Source organism: Rhizobium changzhiense (genome assembly GCF_013087625.1).
GTDB lineage: Bacteria > Pseudomonadota > Alphaproteobacteria > Rhizobiales > Rhizobiaceae > Rhizobium > Rhizobium sophorae.
The window spans coordinates 260,795-278,685 of sequence record NZ_JABFCQ010000004.1 but is presented as its reverse complement, the minus strand read 5'-3'; the positions used below and the strand labels follow the sequence as shown (position 1 = coordinate 278,685).

The 17,891-nt window shown below is 60.4% G+C and carries 17 protein-coding genes and 1 pseudogene; 12 read left to right on the top strand and 6 right to left on the bottom strand.

The features are described 5' to 3' along the window. Positions 1–17: 17 nt before the first annotated feature. Entirely contained in the window at positions 18–1,421 is a 1,404-nt protein-coding gene (locus G9X68_RS21530; RefSeq protein WP_171604151.1) for an MATE family efflux transporter, read from the top strand. A 15-nt stretch (positions 1,422–1,436) separates the two neighbouring features. Here the strand turns inward: G9X68_RS21530 and G9X68_RS21525 are convergent, their stop codons facing one another. Further along, a complete protein-coding gene (locus tag G9X68_RS21525) occupies positions 1,437–1,757 on the bottom strand; it encodes an antibiotic biosynthesis monooxygenase family protein (protein ID WP_171604150.1) in 321 nt (106 codons plus the stop codon). A gap of 127 nt (positions 1,758–1,884) precedes the next feature. Then, a complete protein-coding gene (gene carA, locus G9X68_RS21520; RefSeq protein WP_011652894.1) occupies positions 1,885–3,090 on the bottom strand; it encodes a glutamine-hydrolyzing carbamoyl-phosphate synthase small subunit in 1,206 nt (401 codons plus the stop codon). 269 nt (positions 3,091–3,359) lie between these two features. On the opposite strand from carA, the gene G9X68_RS21515 reads away from it, so the two are divergent. Further along, positions 3,360–3,815 carry a GatB/YqeY domain-containing protein gene (locus tag G9X68_RS21515; protein WP_003541620.1) on the top strand — a complete coding sequence of 152 codons (456 nt, stop codon included), beginning with the start codon at positions 3,360–3,362 and terminating at the stop codon, positions 3,813–3,815. A gap of 3 nt (positions 3,816–3,818) precedes the next feature. On the opposite strand, the gene G9X68_RS21510 is transcribed toward G9X68_RS21515, so the two are convergent. Further along, complete coding sequence (locus G9X68_RS21510; RefSeq protein ID WP_171604149.1) at positions 3,819–4,709, bottom strand: hypothetical protein; 891 nt, start codon at positions 4,707–4,709, stop codon at positions 3,819–3,821. Between the two features lie 308 nt (positions 4,710–5,017). After that, on the bottom strand, positions 5,018–5,317 hold the full coding sequence (locus tag G9X68_RS21505; RefSeq protein ID WP_171604148.1) for a hypothetical protein: 300 nt from the start codon (positions 5,315–5,317) through the stop codon (positions 5,018–5,020). A gap of 61 nt (positions 5,318–5,378) precedes the next feature. Between G9X68_RS21505 and dnaG the strand changes: the two genes are divergently transcribed. Both dnaG and recQ read left to right on the top strand, forming a co-directional pair. Beyond that, positions 5,379–7,388, top strand: a complete 2,010-nt coding sequence (gene dnaG, locus G9X68_RS21500) for a DNA primase (protein ID WP_171604147.1) — start codon at positions 5,379–5,381, stop codon at positions 7,386–7,388. Continuing rightward, positions 7,388–9,244 (top strand): DNA helicase RecQ, encoded by a 1,857-nt coding sequence (gene recQ / locus G9X68_RS21495; RefSeq protein ID WP_171604146.1) that lies wholly within the window; start codon positions 7,388–7,390, stop codon positions 9,242–9,244. Before dnaG ends, recQ begins: the two co-directional genes overlap by 1 nt. Before the next feature lie 41 nt (positions 9,245–9,285). On the opposite strand, the gene G9X68_RS21490 is transcribed toward recQ, so the two are convergent. Further along, the gene (locus G9X68_RS21490) at positions 9,286–9,708 is read right to left on the bottom strand and encodes a type II toxin-antitoxin system VapC family toxin (protein ID WP_171604145.1); all 423 of its coding nucleotides are present in this window, start codon (positions 9,706–9,708) and stop codon (positions 9,286–9,288) included. Continuing rightward, on the bottom strand, positions 9,708–9,950 hold the full coding sequence (locus G9X68_RS21485) for a type II toxin-antitoxin system VapB family antitoxin (RefSeq protein ID WP_171604144.1): 243 nt from the start codon (positions 9,948–9,950) through the stop codon (positions 9,708–9,710). Before G9X68_RS21485 ends, G9X68_RS21490 begins: the two co-directional genes overlap by 1 nt. A gap of 171 nt (positions 9,951–10,121) precedes the next feature. On the opposite strand from G9X68_RS21485, the gene G9X68_RS21480 reads away from it, so the two are divergent. The 8 genes and pseudogenes from G9X68_RS21480 to G9X68_RS21445 all read left to right on the top strand — a co-directional run bounded on the left by G9X68_RS21480 (position 10,122) and on the right by G9X68_RS21445 (position 17,860). Then, a complete protein-coding gene (locus G9X68_RS21480) occupies positions 10,122–11,309 on the top strand; it encodes a glycine C-acetyltransferase (RefSeq protein ID WP_171604143.1) in 1,188 nt (395 codons plus the stop codon). 305 nt (positions 11,310–11,614) lie between these two features. After that, positions 11,615–12,652: an L-threonine 3-dehydrogenase gene (tdh, locus tag G9X68_RS21475; RefSeq protein WP_075224496.1), complete on the top strand. Its 1,038-nt coding sequence runs from the start codon at positions 11,615–11,617 to the stop codon at positions 12,650–12,652. A gap of 9 nt (positions 12,653–12,661) precedes the next feature. After that, the gene (locus tag G9X68_RS21470; protein WP_171604142.1) at positions 12,662–13,009 is read left to right on the top strand and encodes a GFA family protein; all 348 of its coding nucleotides are present in this window, start codon (positions 12,662–12,664) and stop codon (positions 13,007–13,009) included. 467 nt (positions 13,010–13,476) lie between these two features. Continuing rightward, positions 13,477–15,534 (top strand): RNA polymerase sigma factor RpoD, encoded by a 2,058-nt coding sequence (gene rpoD / locus G9X68_RS21465; RefSeq protein WP_018074040.1) that lies wholly within the window; start codon positions 13,477–13,479, stop codon positions 15,532–15,534. A 314-nt stretch (positions 15,535–15,848) separates the two neighbouring features. Then, the gene (locus tag G9X68_RS21460; protein WP_171604141.1) at positions 15,849–16,142 is read left to right on the top strand and encodes a GYD domain-containing protein; all 294 of its coding nucleotides are present in this window, start codon (positions 15,849–15,851) and stop codon (positions 16,140–16,142) included. Between the two features lie 105 nt (positions 16,143–16,247). After that, a pseudogene (locus G9X68_RS21455) lies at positions 16,248–16,451 on the top strand (DUF930 domain-containing protein); the annotation flags it as partial. Positions 16,452–16,528: 77 nt separating this feature from the next. Further along, positions 16,529–17,602 (top strand): DUF930 domain-containing protein, encoded by a 1,074-nt coding sequence (locus G9X68_RS21450; RefSeq protein WP_342355364.1) that lies wholly within the window; start codon positions 16,529–16,531, stop codon positions 17,600–17,602. Between the two features lie 96 nt (positions 17,603–17,698). Beyond that, a complete protein-coding gene (locus G9X68_RS21445; protein WP_171604140.1) occupies positions 17,699–17,860 on the top strand; it encodes a hypothetical protein in 162 nt (53 codons plus the stop codon). The last annotated feature ends 31 nt before the right edge of the window (positions 17,861–17,891 follow it).

The window sequence follows — 17,891 nt, the reverse complement described above, 5'->3', positions numbered from 1 at the left end:
ATCACAGGACTGGTGTCATGGACACGCCGATCGACGCGCGCAGGCTTGCGCCGACAACCGATAATCGTTGGAGCGCACATTTCCGTGCAACGCTGGCGCTCGGCATTCCGTTGATCGGCGCTCAGCTTGCCCAGCTCGGCATCAACACCACCGATGTGATGATCGTCGGCCGCCTTGGCGCCGAACATCTGGCGGCGATGGTGCTTGCGGCACAGTTCCTGTTCACGATCCTGATCTTCGGTTCGGGCTTTGCTATCGCCGTCATTCCGATGGTGGCGCAGGCCTATGGCCGCGGCGACCTCGTCTCGGTGCGCCGGTCGCTGCGCATGGGTCTGTGGGTGGTGATCGCATACTGGGTCCTCATGCAGCCCGCCTTCTTCAATTCGGAGCAGATCCTTCTTTGGGCGCAACAGAAGCCCGAGGTGGCGAAGCTCGCCCATGACTACATCATGATCGGCCAGTTCGGTGTGCTGCCAGGCCTGCTCTTCAACGTCATGCGCTCGCTCGTCAGCGCCATCGGCAAGGCGGGTGTCATCCTCAACGTCACCATCGCCACGCTGGTGATGAACGCAATCTTCGCCTACATGCTCGTGCTCGGTCATTTCGGCTTTCCGGCGATGGGGCTCGAGGGTGCTGCGATCGTTTCGGTCGTCGTGCAGACGGCAGGCTTCCTCTTCATCCTGGCTTTCGTGCAGCGGCGGGAAGAGACGCGGCGCTACGAGATCTTCGTGCGGTTCTGGAAGCCCGACTGGCATGCGCTGCTGGAGGTCATCCGGCTCGGTTTCCCGATCAGCGTCACCATCCTTGCCGAGGTCAGCCTGTTCACGGTGGCCTCGCTGCTGATGGGCTATATCGGCACCATCGAGCTCGCCGCTCATGGCATCGCGCTGCAATGGGCCTCGATCGCCTTCATGATCCCGCTCGGCCTCAGCCAGGCGGCAACGGTGCGTGTCGGCGTGGCACATGGCCGGGGCGATTACGAGGGGTTGGTGCGCGCCTCGATCACCGTGCTTATCCTCGCCTGCGCCATATCAGCCGCCGGCGGCGTGCTCTTTGCGGTGGCGCCGCAATTCCTCGGAAGCTGGTTCCTCGACGTCAGCTCGCCGGAGGCGCCTCAGGTGCTTGCCTATGCCGGGCCGTTGATCGTCGTTGCCGGGCTTTTCCAGCTCGTCGACGGGTTGCAGGTGATCGCCAATGGATTGCTGCGCGGCCTCAAGGACGCACGCGTGCCGATGATCATGGCGTTGATCGCCTACTGGCCGATCGGCTTCTTCCTTGCCTGGGCCTTTGCCTTCCCGCTGGGTTTCGGTGGCATCGGCATCTGGTTCGGCTTCCTCGTCGGGCTGGCCGCCGCCGCCGTCATGCTCTGCGCGCGCTTCTACCTTCTTCTTCGCCGGGAGGGAGTGACGGCCGGTGGCTAGCCGGCCGTTTTACCCTCAAGCCGCGACAGGTTTGTAGCTGGCGATATCGGCGCGAATGCCGAGGCGCGCAAACATTTCCTGCGGATCGAAATTGGCGGCCTTATGAGCGGCCGCCACGGCTGCTCGCGCGCGCTCGACGACTTCGGTATTTTCCCATTCGGCAATCGTGACGAAATTGAATTCGCCCGGACCGGCGACCTGCTCCAGCACCCTGTGATCGATGAAACCGTCCTGCGCCTCCAGCAGCTTGTGGGTCATCATTACTTTGACGAGAAATTCCTCTCGCGCCGCTGCCGGCACGATGAACTTGTCCACTCGAAAGAAAGCTCCGCTCATCCATTCTCTCCTGCATCGATGTTTGCAGGCAGATCTGTAATTCCTCAAGTTAAGTTGAGGTCAATATACGGAGGAAGAAAAAGGGCCCACTTATGTGAGCCTTGATCAGAAGTGGGCATTTTTGAAATCAGCGTTCGGCGAGCGCCGGTTCGCCCTTCTTTTCGCGCACCATGTTGATGAAGCGACGGAAGAGATAGTGGCTGTCCTGCGGGCCCGGAGAGGCTTCCGGATGGTGCTGGACGGAGAAGACCTGCTTGCCGAGGACGCGCAGGCCGCAATTGGTGCCGTCGAAAAGCGAAATATGAGTCTCTTCAACGCCATCCGGCAGCGACTTCGAGTCGACTGCGAAGCCGTGGTTCATCGAGACGATCTCGACCTTGCCGGTCGTGTGGTCCTTGACGGGGTGGTTGGCGCCGTGATGGCCCTGATGCATCTTCTCGGTCTTCGCGCCAAGTGCCAGGCCCAGCATCTGGTGGCCGAGGCAGATGCCGAAGACCGGGATATCGGTCTTGATCAGCGTCTTGATCACAGGCACGGCATAGTCGCCGGTTGCCGCCGGATCGCCCGGGCCGTTCGACAGGAAGATGCCGTCCGGCTGCATGGCAAGCACGTCTTCAGCGCTCGTCGCGGCCGGCACGACCGTCACCTTGCAGTCGAGGCCGGCAAACAGGCGCAGGATGTTGCGCTTGACGCCGTAATCGAGGCAGACGACGTGGTATTTCGCGTCTGTTGCCTTGAGTTCACCGTAACCTTCGTTCCACACCCACGGCGTTTCGGTCCATTGCGAGGACTGGCCCGAGGAGGCGATCTTGGCGAGGTCGAGACCTTCAAGGCCGCTCCAGGCTTTGGCCTCGGCCTTCAGCGTCTCGATGTCGAAGACACCGTTCGGATCGTGGGCGATCACCGCGTTCGGGGCCCCGTTCTCACGAATCCAGGCGGTCAGCGCCCGCGTGTCGATGCCGCAGAGACCGATGACGCCGCGGGCCTTCAGCCATTGGTCGAGGTGCTTGGCGGCGCGGTAGTTCGAGGGCTCAGTGATGTCGGCCTTGAAGATGACGCCGACAGCGCCGTGGCGGGCGGCAGGCGTCAGATCCTCGATGTCTTCATCATTGGTGCCGATATTGCCGATATGCGGGAAGGTGAATGTGACGATCTGGCCGAGATAGGAGGGGTCCGTCAGGATCTCCTCATAGCCAGTGAGCGCGGTGTTGAAGACCACTTCGGCCGGCACCTTGCCGGTGGCGCCGATGCCCTTGCCTTCGATGACCGTGCCGTCGGCAAGAACGAGTAGGGCGGTCGGCTTTTCGATTGTCCAGGGTGCTGTCGCGGTCATCTTCATCCCGTTTCCGGCAGGTGGGCGCGTTGTCGCGCTCGTCGCCATTTGATTTTGCAGGCGTGTGGACACGGCAATGCCGCGCGCTTCAGGCCTGATCACGAATTTTGGTGCAGGTGGCGGTAAATAGCCACGCAATCGCTTAGCGTCAATCTTTGTAGCCGAGATCGCGGCCGTTTTCCTGCGCTTTATCGCGCTGACCGCGCAATTTATTTGATCCGCCGCATCAGCGTGGTTTATGAAGCGGCATCAAAACAGGAGTGAAGACCATGCTGCGCGATCAACTCGCCACCCAGCTGAAAGAGGCGATGAAGGCCAAGAATGCGGAGCGGCTTTCCACCGTCCGGCTGATTCAGGCCGCGGTTAAGGATCGCGATATCGCCAACCGCGGCACCGGCAAGGAGCAGGCGAGCGACGACGAGATCCTGCAGATCCTTGCTAAAATGGTGAAGCAGCGTGACGAATCGGCAAAGATCTACGAGGAGAATTCCCGGCCGGAGCTTGCCGCCAAGGAGCGCGCCGAAATCATCGTCATCCAGGATTTCATGCCGAAGCAGCTTTCGGATAGCGAAGTGCGCGCCAACGTCTCGGCGATCATCGCCGAGACGGGTGCCGCGGGTGCCAAGGACATGGGCAAGGTGATGGCGGCGTTGAAGGAGCGTTACGCCGGCCAGATGGATTTCGCCAAGGCGTCGGCGACCGTCAAGGAACTATTGAACGGATAAGCCTCAGATAACCTTTCTTGCCTGCGGTTCGTCACGGACCGCAGGCCCGAGCACCGCTTCGGCGGCGGCATCGATGATGGCGAATTTCGCCGCCTGATAATTCCAATATTCACGGATGAAGTGGGCCGACAGCCAGAAGTCGCCCTTGCGGGAGGGTTCCGTCCAGCCGATGCTCTCCATGGTCGCTGCCTGCGTCAGAAGCCGCTTCAGATGGGTGTTGGAGATCATGAACTGTTCGCGGATTTCCCTAAGCGACAGAGGGCCGAGCACGACGCGGTCGGCCGTCCTTGGAAATTCGGGAAGGCGCGAGATCAGGTAGTCCATCACCAGCCCGCCGGTGTTCGCCCAGTTGAAGAGGTTGAACGTGGCGCCCGGACTGCGCACCCGTTCGCTGCCGATGATCGCCCTGGCGATCAGCGGCTGGATCGCTGCCATCATCGCCCAGGGATCGGCGGTGATCTTGTCGGCGCGCTTACCGCCGTCGAGGCTGTCGAGGATCATCATATGGGTGACGAGCCATCGGGTGAAATGCTGCTCGGCGATTTCGGTGGGCCCCAGGTAACGTGTGCGCTTGTCGGGGCCGGGAACGGCTCGCAGGAAGCGATAGGCCAGCATTTCCTGCATGAAGGCCGCGGCCGTATTGCGGCTGGCAATGTCGTTCCTGACCGCGAAATCGATGAAGCGGCCGGAATAGAGGCCGCCGCTCTTTCCGTCTTCGGAATAACCGTAATGAAGCGCGAAGCCGGCATGGGCCATCAGCCAGCGCTGTTGCGCGGCGAAGATCGAGGCGATGCGCGGGCTCTCACGATAGATGGCGAGCATCTGATCGGCGCAATGCAAGATCGCAGCGAGAAAGCGATCGTCTGCTGCAAGATTGTCCGCGGTAAAAGCCATTTGGAGAGGTCCAGGGAGTTCGGCGCATACATCTTTCATGCAAGCGCCGCCTGTCAACGGTTTTGTCAATAAGCGGTTAATTTCAAAGGGAGAGTTGTCGCAAGGAGAGCCAAAATTTAAGAAGGCAGGAGCTGGGGGCGCTCCTGCCTTCTTGCTCTTTGCTTCCACCGGCACGCAGGGCCGAAGCCCAAGCCGGAGGGTATTTGCAAAGGCACCCTTGCGAAGCGGCGCCGGGGGTAGGGATGGTGCTTCGCTCGGGGATCGCTTTGTTGAGATCGAACTTATTGCGGGCTGGCTGCATATTCAAATTACAAAAAAATAATGATTGGCGAAAACGGCGGTTTGATGGGCATTAAAGCGGAGGCTGAGTTGTTGGCTTGAAGACGGGGATGCTCAAATATAGGAATGAATAACTTACTGTTTTTAAATGACTTACTCAAATTTTTCGAAAAACTGCGGCTCTTCGTTGAGCACTCGCGGCGATGGAGTTCCCGGTCAGCGGGGACAATAATGTCGCACCCCTGTCGCAGGGGCGATAACGTGTTGTTGATTGGAAAACCGACGTCGCAGGCAACGGATGCACTTGCCTGTGAATAGCGGGTTTTCATGACAAGTTTCGTGGCATGGAGCGCCAAAGCAGCTTATATGGAGAGTGGCCAAGAGGTATAAATGCGCTTTTCCAACACCTTTCTCGATGAGATCCGCGACCGCGTTCCGATTTCGAACGTGATCGCGCGCCGCGTCAGCTGGGACAAGCGCAAGACCAACGTGTCGCGCGGCGATTACTGGGCCTGCTGCCCGTTCCACGGCGAGAAATCGCCGAGCTTCCACTGCGAGGACCGAAAGGGCCGCTACCACTGCTTCGGCTGCGGCGTCACCGGAGACCATTTCCGCTTCCTGACTGAACTTGAAGGCCTGAGTTTCCCCGAGGCGGTGCAGCAGATCGCCGACATGGCCGGCGTGCCGATGCCGCTTGCCGATCCTGTGATGGAGAAGCGCGAGAAGGAGCGCGGCTCGCTGATCGACGTCATGGAAATGGCGACACAATTTTTCCAGGACCAGCTGCAGACGGCGAATGGGGCGAGGGCGCGCGCTTATCTGCGCGACCGCGGATTGACGGGGCGTACCATCGAGACCTTCCGTCTCGGCTATGCGCCCGACAGCCGCAATGCGCTCAAGGAATTCCTCGCCGGAAAGGGTGTCTCCAAGGAGCAGATCGAGGCCTGCGGTCTGGTCGTCCATGAAAACGTGCCGGTTTCCTACGATCGTTTCCGCGACCGCATCATGTTCCCGATCCTTTCGTCGCGTGAAAAGGTGATCGCCTTCGGCGGCCGCGCCATGTCGGCTGACGCGCCGGCCAAATATCTGAACTCCAACGAGACGGAGCTCTTCCACAAGGGCAATGTCCTTTACAATTTCGCCCGTGCGCGGCGCGCGATCCAGGGACCGGGTCGCGGCGATCCTCAGGACGAGAATGCGACCGGCACCATCATCGCCGTCGAAGGCTATATGGACGTGATCGCGCTGCATCAGGCGGGCATCGAGAATGCCGTCGCGCCGCTCGGCACGGCGCTCACTGAAAACCAGCTCGAGCTGCTCTGGAAGATGGTGCCGCAACCGGTGCTCTGCTTCGACGGCGACGGCGCCGGCATCCGCGCCGCCAGTCGCGCCGCCGAACTGGCATTGCCGCATCTGAAACCCGGCCGTTCCGTTCGCTTCGCGCTTCTGCCCGATGGCAAGGATCCCGACGATCTCGTGCGCGATGACGGGCGCGCTCCTTTCGACAAGGTGATGAGCCAGGCAAAGCCGCTCTCCGAGATGCTGTGGAGCCGGGAGGTCAACACCGGCAAGTTCGACACGCCCGAGGCGCGCGCCGAGCTCGAGGCGCGGCTGAAGCAACTGGTCGCCGTCATCGCCGACGAGAACGTCCGCCGCCACTACCAGCAGGATATTCGCGATCGGCTGAACGCCTTCTTCCAGCCGCAGTTCCAGAACCGCAACAATGGCGATCGCCGCGGCGGCTTCAACGGCAACGGCAATTACCGGACGGGCCGCGACAATGCGGGCAAGGCAGGGCCGAAAAGCCCGAGCGTCATTTCCGAAAGGCTCGCCCGATCGGGTCCCGTGCGCGGCCACCAGAACAATACGGCGCTGCGCGAAAGCGTGCTGGCGCTGACCGTCGTCAATCACCCCTCGCTGATGATCGACGATTATGACGAGATCGCCGCGATCGAATATGACAGCCGCGAGCTACAGCGGCTCTGGTCGGCGATGCTGGGGGCCGCCGCTGCCGTCGCCGGCCCGCATCTGACGCGCGAATATCTGACCGAAAGGTTGGAATTCGAAGGCTTTGGCCCGCTTATCAAGAGCCTGGACCAGCAGGTGCGCAATGCCCGGCTATGGATCGCGACCGAGGAGGCGGCGATGGAGGATGCGCGTGAGGGATACCGTCAGGCGCTGGCCTCCCACAAGCGGTCGAAGGCGCTGCGCCGGCAGAAGATCGAGCTTGAGCGCGAGATCGCACTGGCAACCGAAGCCGGGGACGGCGAGGCGATCGTTCAACTGATGCGAGCGCAGCAGGAAGTGCATTTCGAAGGGGTGCGCCTTGAGAACCAGGAGGCGATCATCGATGGGTTCGGCGTTCTTTCCGGCCGCGTCAAAGGGGCGGCGAACCACTGATGTCGCTGACCGAACCGGGTTTTTCCGCTTCCGGCGCGCTGTTTTCTTCCGGCCGCTCGCCGCTCGATATCCTCAAGCAGGTCTATGGCTATTCCTCCTTCCGCGGCAAGCAGCAGCAGGTGGTCGACCATGTGGTTTCCGGCGGCGATGCTGTGGTGCTCTTTCCCACCGGTGCCGGCAAATCGCTATGCTTCCAGATCCCGGCGCTCTGCCGCGACGGCGTCGGCATCGTCGTTTCGCCGCTGATTGCGCTGATGCGCGATCAGGTGGAGGCGATGAAGCAGCTCGGCATCCGGGCGGCCGCGCTCAATTCGTCGCTGTCGCGCGAGGAGTTCGTCGAGGTTCGCCGCGCGCTTTCGGCAGGCCAACTCGACCTTCTCTACGTGACGCCTGAGCGCATTTTGACCGATGGTTTCCGCGATCTGATCGCCAACGAGAAGATCGCGCTGTTTGCTATCGACGAGGCCCATTGCGTCTCGCAATGGGGCCATGATTTCCGGCCGGAATATCGTGCGCTCGGCCGGCTTGGCGAGCAATATCCCGGTGTGCCCCGCGTGGCGCTGACGGCGACAGCCGATCCGCATACGCGCGACGACATCATCGAGCGGCTGGGGCTCGATGCCGCCCGGATCTTCACCACCAGTTTCGACCGACCGAACATCGCCTACGAGATCGTCGAGCGTGATCAGCCGCGCCTGCAGCTGTTGCGGTTCCTGTCCGGTCACAAGGGCAATAGCGGCATCGTCTACTGCCTGTCGCGCGCCAAGGTCGAGGATACGGCCGAATGGCTGAACGGGCAGGGCATCCGCGCGCTTGCCTATCATGCCGGCATGGACAGGGCGGTTCGTGACGCCAATCAGGATGCCTTCCTGAAAGAAGAGAACCTTTGCCTGGTCGCCACCGTCGCCTTCGGCATGGGCATCGACAAGCCGAACGTGCGTTATGTTGCCCATCTCGACCTGCCGGGTTCTGTGGAAGCCTATTATCAGGAGACGGGGCGCGCCGGGCGCGACGGTCTGCCGTCCGAGGTCTGGATGGCCTATGGCATGGCCGACGTGATCCAGCGCGGCCGGATGATCGACGAGGGCAGTGCCGCCGCCGAAATCAAGCGGGTCGAGCGCGCCAAGCTCAACGCATTGCTGGCGATTTGCGAGACCGCCTCCTGCCGCCGCCAGGCGATCCTTGCCCATTTCGGTGAGGCGCATGCCGGCCAATGCGGCAATTGCGACACCTGCCTGAAACCGGTCGAGACCTGGGAGGGCACGGAGGCGGCGATCAAGGCGCTAGCCGCCATCTATCGCACCGGCGAGCGTTTCGGCGCTGGCCATGTCGTCGACGTGCTCCTCGGCAACGTCAACGAAAAGACCGAACGTTTCGGCCACACCGAAATGCCGGTCTTCGGCGCCGGCAAGGATATTCCGGCGCGCGTCTGGCAGTCGGTCTTCCGCCAGTTGCTTGCCATGGGGCTGATCCGCGTCGACCACGAGGCCTTCGGGGCGCTGAAGCTGGAGCCGGAGGCGCGTGCTGTCTTCAAGCACGAGCGGCCGGTATTCTTCCGCAAGGACCGGCCGGCCTCGGAACGGCGCACGACGAAGGCTGAGCGCAGCGAGCGCAAATCGGCACTATCAGGCGCCGACGGCACTCTCTTCGAAGCGCTCAGGGCCGAGCGCATGGCGATCGCGAAGTCGCTCGGCGTGCCGCCCTATGTCGTCTTTCCCGATACGACGCTGATCGCCTTTGCCACCGAGAAACCGCGCAGCCGCAAGGAATTGCTCGCCATATCAGGCGTCGGGCAGGCGAAGCTCGAACGCTACGGCGATGCCTTCCTGGAGATCATCCTCTCGCACGACCAGTAGTTCGCGGAGATTGGCGATGGACCCGATCCCGGAGCAGTTGGTTAGGCAAGGTCTGTGTGGAGGAAATCGTTGCCTTTGTAGAGAAGGCGCGTTTTCAGCGCTGTGGCGCAAGCATAGGCAAAGCAATCGCCGAAATTCAGATCTGCCGGATGACCAATGACTTTTCCATAGTGCATGCTCGCAGACAGCGCATCTTCGCCGATCTCATGCGAGATCGAAATCTCTTCGAGAATCAGATCTTCGGCGAAGGCATCAACCGCTTCGGCTGATGCCTTTAGAAGTTCGGGTGTCGTCTTTCTGCCTGTCGGCGTCTTCTGCCGTGCCAGCGCCAGGATGGCTTCGAAGCGGACGAGGGGCGAGATGTGCATAGTGGGATCGTCCGATGCCGCCAAAGTCTTCTCAAGCTCCTCATGACCGGGCTCTCGCGCAAGAATGGCGACGATCGCCGATGCGTCGATAAACATCAGCTACCCCACATTTCGTCGCTGAATTTCTTCATGTCGAATGACGGGTCGTTTGCTCCCATCGCGTCCGCCAGCGATTTTGCGCGTGCAAGGCGTTCATACAGCGGCTGGCTTTGCCGTGCGCGCTTGAGCTCATGATGGAGGGCCGTTCGCACAGCGTCGGTTTTTGTCGCAGCCTTAGTCAGGCGCTGCAGCTCACTCGCAAGCTCGTCTACTTCAGGGTCTCGAATATAAAGCGCCATGGTGATATTCCTTCCGCATATACAAATATCACTTTTGAATATTCATTTCAATTTCTCTCGCCGCGGACCTTTACTGTGAAAATATTTCGTACCGGATCGGCGACATCCGCACTTGCTTTGTGCTAATTGCAGCGCCCATCGGAGGACGTTTTGGGGACAAGGGCGTTTACAATGACAAAAGCATTTCTCTCCCACCTGCAATCTGAGCTTGCCTCTCTTAAGGATGCCGGCCTCTACAAGTCCGAACGCGTCATCACCTCGAAGCAGGCCGGCGAAATTGCCGTTGTCTCCGGCGAGCGCGTGCTGAATTTCTGCGCCAACAATTATCTCGGCCTTGCCGACAACGAGGAGCTGGCCGAGGCCGGCAAGCAGGCGCTCGACCGATACGGCTACGGCATGGCCTCGGTGCGCTTCATCTGCGGCACGCAGGAGGAGCACAAGCAGCTCGAGGCGCGCATCTCCTCCTTCCTCGGCATGGAGGACACGATCCTCTATTCCTCCTGCTTCGACGCCAATGGCGGCCTGTTCGAAACGCTGCTGTCAGAAGAGGACGCCATCATCTCGGATGCGCTGAACCACGCCTCGATCATCGACGGCGTCAGGCTTTCGAAGGCCAAGCGTTTCCGCTACGCCAACAACGACATGGCGGCGTTGGAAGAAGAACTGAAAAAGGCCGAAGGCAGCCGCTTCAAGCTGATCGCCACCGATGGCGTCTTCTCGATGGACGGGATCATCTCCAATCTCGGCGGCGTCTGCGATCTCGCCGAGAAATACGAGGCGATGGTCATGGTCGATGACAGCCATGCCGTCGGTTTCGTCGGCAAGAACGGCCGTGGGTCGCCGGAATATTGCGGCGTCGAGGGTCGGATCGACATCATCACCGGCACGCTCGGCAAGGCGCTCGGTGGCGCCTCGGGCGGTTATACTTCGGCGAAGGCCGAGGTTGTGGAGTGGCTGCGGCAGCGTTCGCGGCCCTATCTGTTCTCGAACACGCTGGCGCCCGTCATCGCCGCCGCCTCGCTCAAGGTGTTCGACCTCATCGAAAACGGCGATGCCCTGCGCAAGCGCCTTTCCGACAATGCTGATCTGTTTCGCAGCGAAATGACCAAGCTCGGCTTCACGCTTGCCGGCGAAGGGCATCCGATCATTCCTGTCATGCTGGGTGACGCCAAGCTCGCCCAGGATATGGCCGGCCTGATGCTGAAGAAGGGCATCTATGTCATCGGCTTCTCCTTCCCCGTCGTGCCGAAAGGCCAGGCCCGCATTCGCACGCAGATGTCGGCGGCGCATTCGCGGGCAGATGTGGAGCGGGCAATTGCGGCCTTTGCCGAGGCAGGGCGGGAATTGGGTGTGATTTGAGTATGGGGTTTGCCCCTCACCCTAACCCTCTCCCCGTAAAAACGGGGCGAGGGGACGTGCTAAACGCAGCGTCGAGGGTTGACGAAGCCGGTGCGTCTAGCTTCCTCTTCTCCCCAGCGGGGAGAAGGTGGCCCGAAGGGTCGGATGAGGGGGCGAGCGAAGCGAGGTTTCGAGCGGCGAGCGAGGAACATGCGGGATTTAGATGGCGTCCCGTGCAGCCCCCTCATCCGCCCTACGGGCACCTTCTCCCCGCTGGGGAGAAGAGGGAATAGCAAAGTCAGATGCCAACCAAAGTGGGAATAATTATGTCGAACATGATGAAGGCACTGGTCAAAGCAAAACCCGAGGTCGGGCTCTGGATGGAGAATGTGCCGGTGCCCGAGGTCGGGCCGAACGATGTGCTGATCCGGGTGAAGAAATCGGCGATCTGCGGCACCGACGTGCATATCTGGAACTGGGACCAGTGGGCGCAGAAGACCATTCCGGTGCCGATGGTGGTCGGCCATGAATTCTCCGGCGAGATCGCTGAGATCGGCTCGGCGGTCACCCGCTATCATGTCGGCGAGCGGGTTTCCGGCGAGGGGCATATCGTCTGCGGCAAGTGCCGCAACTGTCGGGCGGGCAGGGGGCATCTCTGCCGCAATACGCTCGGTGTCGGCGTCAACCGCCCAGGCTCCTTCGGCGAGTTCGTCTGCATTCCCGAAAGCAACGTCGTTCCGATCCCGGATGATATTTCCGACGAGATCGCCGCGATCTTCGATCCGTTCGGCAATGCCGTGCACACCGCGCTCTCCTTCGATCTCGTCGGCGAGGACGTGCTCGTCACCGGTGCCGGGCCGATCGGCATCATGGGTGCGCTCGTCGCCAAGCGATCCGGCGCCCGCAAGGTCGTCATCACCGATATCAATCCGCACCGGCTGGAGCTGGCGCGCAAGCTCGGCATCGATTACGTCGTCGACGCATCGAAGGAAAACCTCGCCGATGTGATGAAGGCGATCGGCATGACGGAGGGTTTTGACGTCGGGCTCGAAATGTCGGGGGCCGCGCCTGCCTTCCGCGACATGATCGACAAGATGAACAACGGCGGCAAGATCGCCATCCTCGGCATCGCGCCTGCTGGTTTCGAGATCGACTGGAACAAGGTGATCTTCAAGATGCTCAATCTCAAGGGCATCTACGGCCGCGAGATGTTCGAGACCTGGTACAAGATGATCGCCTTCGTCCAGGGCGGCCTCGATCTCGCGCCCATCATCACCCACCGGATCGGCATCGACGATTTTCGCGACGGCTTCGAGGCGATGCGGTCGGGTAATTCCGGCAAGGTTGTGATGGATTGGATGTGAGGAGACGACATGCTCTATGAAGGAAGCTGCCATTGCGGCAATGTGGCTTTCGAGGTCGAAGGTGAATTCACCGAGGCGCTCGACTGCAACTGCTCGCTTTGCCGCAGGCGCGGCGGACTTCTCGCCTTCGTGCCGCGCGAGAAACTTGTGCTGACAACGCCGGAGGACAATGTCTCGACCTATACTTTCAACCGGCATGTCATTCGGCATCACTTCTGCGCCAATTGCGGCATCGCACCCTTCGGCGAGGCTGTGGGTCCGAACGGCGCGGCAATGGCTTCGATCAATCTGCGCTGTATTCCCGCGGTGGATATCGGCGCGCTGACGGTGAAGGCGTATGACGGCGCGGCGCGTTAGCCGATATCCGTCAGGCAATGGCGAATATATTCTCGGCACAACTGCAAAAATGGTGGAAGCAACTGGTGCGGCGGGCAAAATTCTTACTGCCCTTGTCTTTTGTTCGCCGCATCTTAAATAAGGGTTCGCAATCGCTGCCGCGGTTCAAAGCCTGTGGATAAGGCTTTTTCCGTATTTTTGCGGGCTTTTTTTCTGGAAAAGCTTGACGAGAACAAAAAATGTGGGAATCACCGTTCGACTTGTTGAATGGTGAACTGGGTCAAGGCGGATCGCGCAACCATGGCCGGAAATCCAAAAGCAAGAAAGCTTTGCTGTCCGGTGCCGGTAATCGTGGTTAATCAGGCTTTAAATGTCATCCCGTTAGGTGGGCAAAGGTGATTCGAGGGCGGCGCGTGCGGCGCGTCAGGCCCTGAGACAACCCGTTCACCGTAGCGAGATTGGATAGCGTCAGGAAGGCGACGATATAAATGGCAACCAAGGTCAAAGAGAACGAAGACGCGGAAGTCGAACGCGACGGCGCAAGCGACGGCCCTCTTCTCGATCTTTCCGACGACGCGGTCAAGAAGATGATCAAGGCCGCCAAGAAGCGCGGCTATGTGACAATGGACGAGCTTAACGCGGTCCTGCCGTCCGAAGAAGTGACGTCCGAGCAGATCGAAGACACGATGTCGATGCTGTCCGACATGGGCATCAACGTCATCGAAGACGAGGAAGCCGAGGAAGCCGGTGCTTCCGGCGGCAGCGATGACGACGACGCCGGCGGCGACGAGGAGAGCGAAGGCGGCGAACTCGCGCCTTCGAGCGGCACGGCGCTTGCGACTGCCAAGAAAAAAGAACCGACCGACCGTACCGACGATCCGGTTCGCATGTACCTGCGCGAGATGGGCTCGGTGGAGCTTCTTTCCCGCGAGGGCGAAATCGCGATCGCCAAGCGTATCGAGGCCGGCCGCGAGACGATGATCGCGGGTCTCTGCGAGAGCCCGCTAACCTTCCAGGCGCTGATCATCTGGCGCGACGAACTCAACGAAGGCACGACGCTGCTGCGTGAGATCATCGATCTCGAAACGACCTATTCCGGTCCTGAAGCCAAGGCTGCGCCGCAGTTCCAGAGCCCCGAGAAGATCGAGGCTGATCGCAAGCTCGCCGAAGAGAAGGAAAAGACCCGTCGCGCCCGCTCCGGCGACGACGACATCACCGATGTCGGCGGCGAAGGCCTGCCTCCCGAGGAGGAGGAAGAGGACGAGGACGAATCCAACCTTTCGCTGGCGGCGATGGAAGCCGAGCTTCGCCCGCAGGTAATGGAGACGCTCGACACGATCGCCGAGACCTACAAGAAGCTGCGCAAGCTGCAGGACCAGCAGGTCGAGCAGCGGCTGTCGGCTTCCGGCACGCTGTCCACTGCCCAGGAGCGCCGCTACAAGGAACTCAAAGATGAGCTCATCAAGGCCGTCAAATCTCTGTCCTTGAACCAGAACCGCATCGACGCCCTCGTCGAGCAGCTCTACGACATCAACAAGCGCCTCGTTTCCAACGAGGGCCGTCTGCTGCGTCTGGCCGAATCCTACGGCGTCAAGCGCGATAGCTTCCTGGAGCAGTATCAGGGTGCTGAACTCGATCCGAACTGGATGAAGTCGATCGGCAATCTGGCCGCCCGCGGCTGGAAGGAATTCGCCAGGGGTGAAAACACGACGATCCGCGACATTCGCCAGGAAATCCAGAATCTGGCGACCGAAACCGGTATCTCGATCTCGGAATTCCGCCGCATCGTCCATATGGTGCAGAAGGGTGAGCGCGAAGCGCGCATCGCCAAGAAGGAAATGGTCGAAGCAAACCTTCGCCTCGTCATCTCCATCGCCAAGAAGTACACGAACCGCGGCCTGCAGTTCCTCGACCTCATTCAGGAAGGCAATATCGGCCTGATGAAAGCGGTCGACAAGTTCGAATACCGCCGCGGTTACAAGTTCTCGACCTATGCGACATGGTGGATCCGTCAGGCAATCACCCGTTCGATCGCCGACCAGGCCCGCACGATCCGCATTCCGGTGCACATGATCGAGACGATCAACAAGATCGTCCGGACATCGCGCCAGATGCTGCACGAGATCGGCCGGGAGCCGACGCCGGAAGAACTGGCCGAAAAGCTCGCCATGCCGCTCGAAAAGGTCCGCAAGGTCCTGAAGATCGCCAAGGAGCCGATCTCGCTCGAAACCCCGGTGGGCGACGAAGAGGATTCGCATCTCGGCGATTTCATCGAGGACAAGAACGCGCTGTTGCCGATCGACGCCGCCATCCAGGCGAACCTGCGTGAGACGACGACCCGCGTTCTCGCCTCGCTGACGCCGCGCGAGGAACGTGTTCTGCGCATGCGCTTCGGCATCGGCATGAACACCGACCACACGCTCGAAGAAGTCGGCCAGCAATTCTCGGTCACCCGCGAACGTATCCGACAGATCGAGGCGAAGGCGTTGCGCAAGCTGAAGCATCCGAGCCGCTCCAGAAAGCTCAGAAGTTTCCTCGACAGCTAAGGGCTTCGGCCACGTCGTTCTGATTGGAAAAGCCGGGCTCCATGCCCGGCTTTTGCTTTCGTGATTAATACCAATGATCCCGGCGCCTTTCTTGTCCCTCTGTGGTGACAAGCTTATAATCCGGCACGGGAAGGATCGATCGCCGCGCGCGAGCGAGAGTTGACGTGTGCCTGTGTAGACCGATCCTCCACTAGATCCGGATGATTTGGCCTGACCGGCCAAAATCTGAATCCGGATCTACATCAAAGAAATAGAGCGTGATGTCGTCCGAAAAGCTCTCACACTCTTCGGCATCATGCTCTGGGAGGTGCGACATGACCACTTACATTCTTTTGATCAATTGGACGGATCAGGGCATCCGCAATGTGCGCGACTCGGCAAAACGGCTCGATGCGGCGAAGAAATTGCTCGCCAGCGTCGGAGGCTCCATCAACCAATTCTACCTGACGATGGGCGGGCATGACATGGTCGCCGTCTGCGAGGCGCCCGATGACGCCGTCATGGCGCATTTTACCCTCTCATTGGCGATGGGCGGCAATGTCCGTACGGAGACGCTGAAGGCATTCCCGGAGGCCGCCTACCGGGATCTCATCGGCTCGCTCGGGTAACCGGAGCCGGAGATCGTCGATCTTAGATGTTGCGGAGCACTCGCTGTGCTGGCAGTGTCGCGGCGTGCTTCAATTTCCGCGGCAGGTTCCGGCCCGACTTTTTTGGAGAAGGTCGGCGGCAACAGCGTCGAGATGAAGGGCGGCGCCTTCCGCAGCAAACGCAAGTGGTACAACATCCAGTTCAAATGTGAGCTCGATGCCGGCTCTGGCGAGGTCGTGTCCTTCGCCTTTCTCGTCGGCGATGCCATTCCGCGAGATGAATGGCAGGAGCACAATCTGGTGGCCGACGATGGCGCCGCCGACCAATAACCCTCATCGCTGCTCGATCACGCGGTTTTTTTCTTTTGTGGCTTGATGCTGCCGGCTTTAGAGGCCACATCGCTGCTGTGACAGAAGAAGACGTAGAACCGGCGGAAGCGCAGCACGAAACGGGAAAGCAGCGGCCTGAAATCCGCTGGGGCGTTGTCGCGTCCGTTGCTGCGCATATTCCTATCGTTGCTCTTCTGATTTTCGGGCTGCCGAAGATCGAGCCGAAGCCTGTTGAAGACGAGAGCGTGAAGGTGGAGCTCGTTCCGCCGCCGGAGGAGAAGAAGCCGGAGCCCAAGGAAAAGCCACCGGAGCCGAAGCCACCGGAAGAGGCCAAGAAGGAGCCACCTCCGCCGCCTCCGCCATCACCACCACCACCGCCACCACCACGTCCCGCTGAAAGTAAGCCGTCAGAGCAAGGCAAGCCCGCTGCTCCTATGCCTAGTTTGAATCCTGTCTTCGAGTTTGGCGACAGGGACAGCGGACCAGAAAAATCGGCAGCAGGGAATTCCTCCCAGGGTGAGGTAAAGCCCGCGACCACTGCGCCGCAGCATAGCGCAGAGCCGCAACAGGTGCCTGCAGAAGCTTCTGCAGAGAAGCCACAGGTTGAGACGCCTCCGGCAAGGCCGATTCCCGATGACGTACAACTTCCCGAGGTTGCAACAGCCGACGTTTCTCCCGAGCGCGATGCGCCTCTTGCAGAAGCTACCGGTGAAGCCAAGACTGATATCGAGGTAGTCAAGCCGCGCGAACAGAATCCGTCTGAACCGCCCAAGGTGGACGCGGCAAAGGACGATCTGCCTAAAGCCAAGACCTTGTTTTCGCAGGCTGCCAACGACGATCCCGTTGCGAGAATTGCGATGAACGGCATGCCGCGTAGCAAGCGTGTCGCGCAGCTTTGCGCCAACGAGCTCCGGCAACAGCTGGTCCACACTTCGCCGAGGTTTCAGCCCACCATTGTACCTACCCAAGGATTATCTAGCGGTACCGTTCTCGATCTCAGGGCCGCCTTCCGCACAGCTGAAAGCTGGTATGATGTACGCTTCCGTTGCGAGGTGGATCAGGATGCTATGAAAGTTGTCTCTTTTGCTTTTGATGTCAACGGAGCTATTCCGCGTAGCCAATGGAAAAGTCGCGGGCTTCCCGAAAACTGAATTTGGAAGCCTCGATGGCAACAAGCCACGCGCAAGGAACCGCATCTAGCTTCTTCCCATGGCCGTGATGATGCCGGTGAAGAAGGGACAAATGATATGTCGAACGAGATTGAGCATTTTTTCGAGCGTCAGGACGAAGCCGTGAGCGCGGTGTTCCTGGAAAACAAAGGCGACGAGCTGACCGATATTCTGGTGGCGGCTCTGGAAGAGGCTTTCGAAATCCTTCTCGAAGTCGCACCAGCCGAAACCGTTCACTGAGGTCGCAGAAGGATCGTTCGGTCTGCCAATG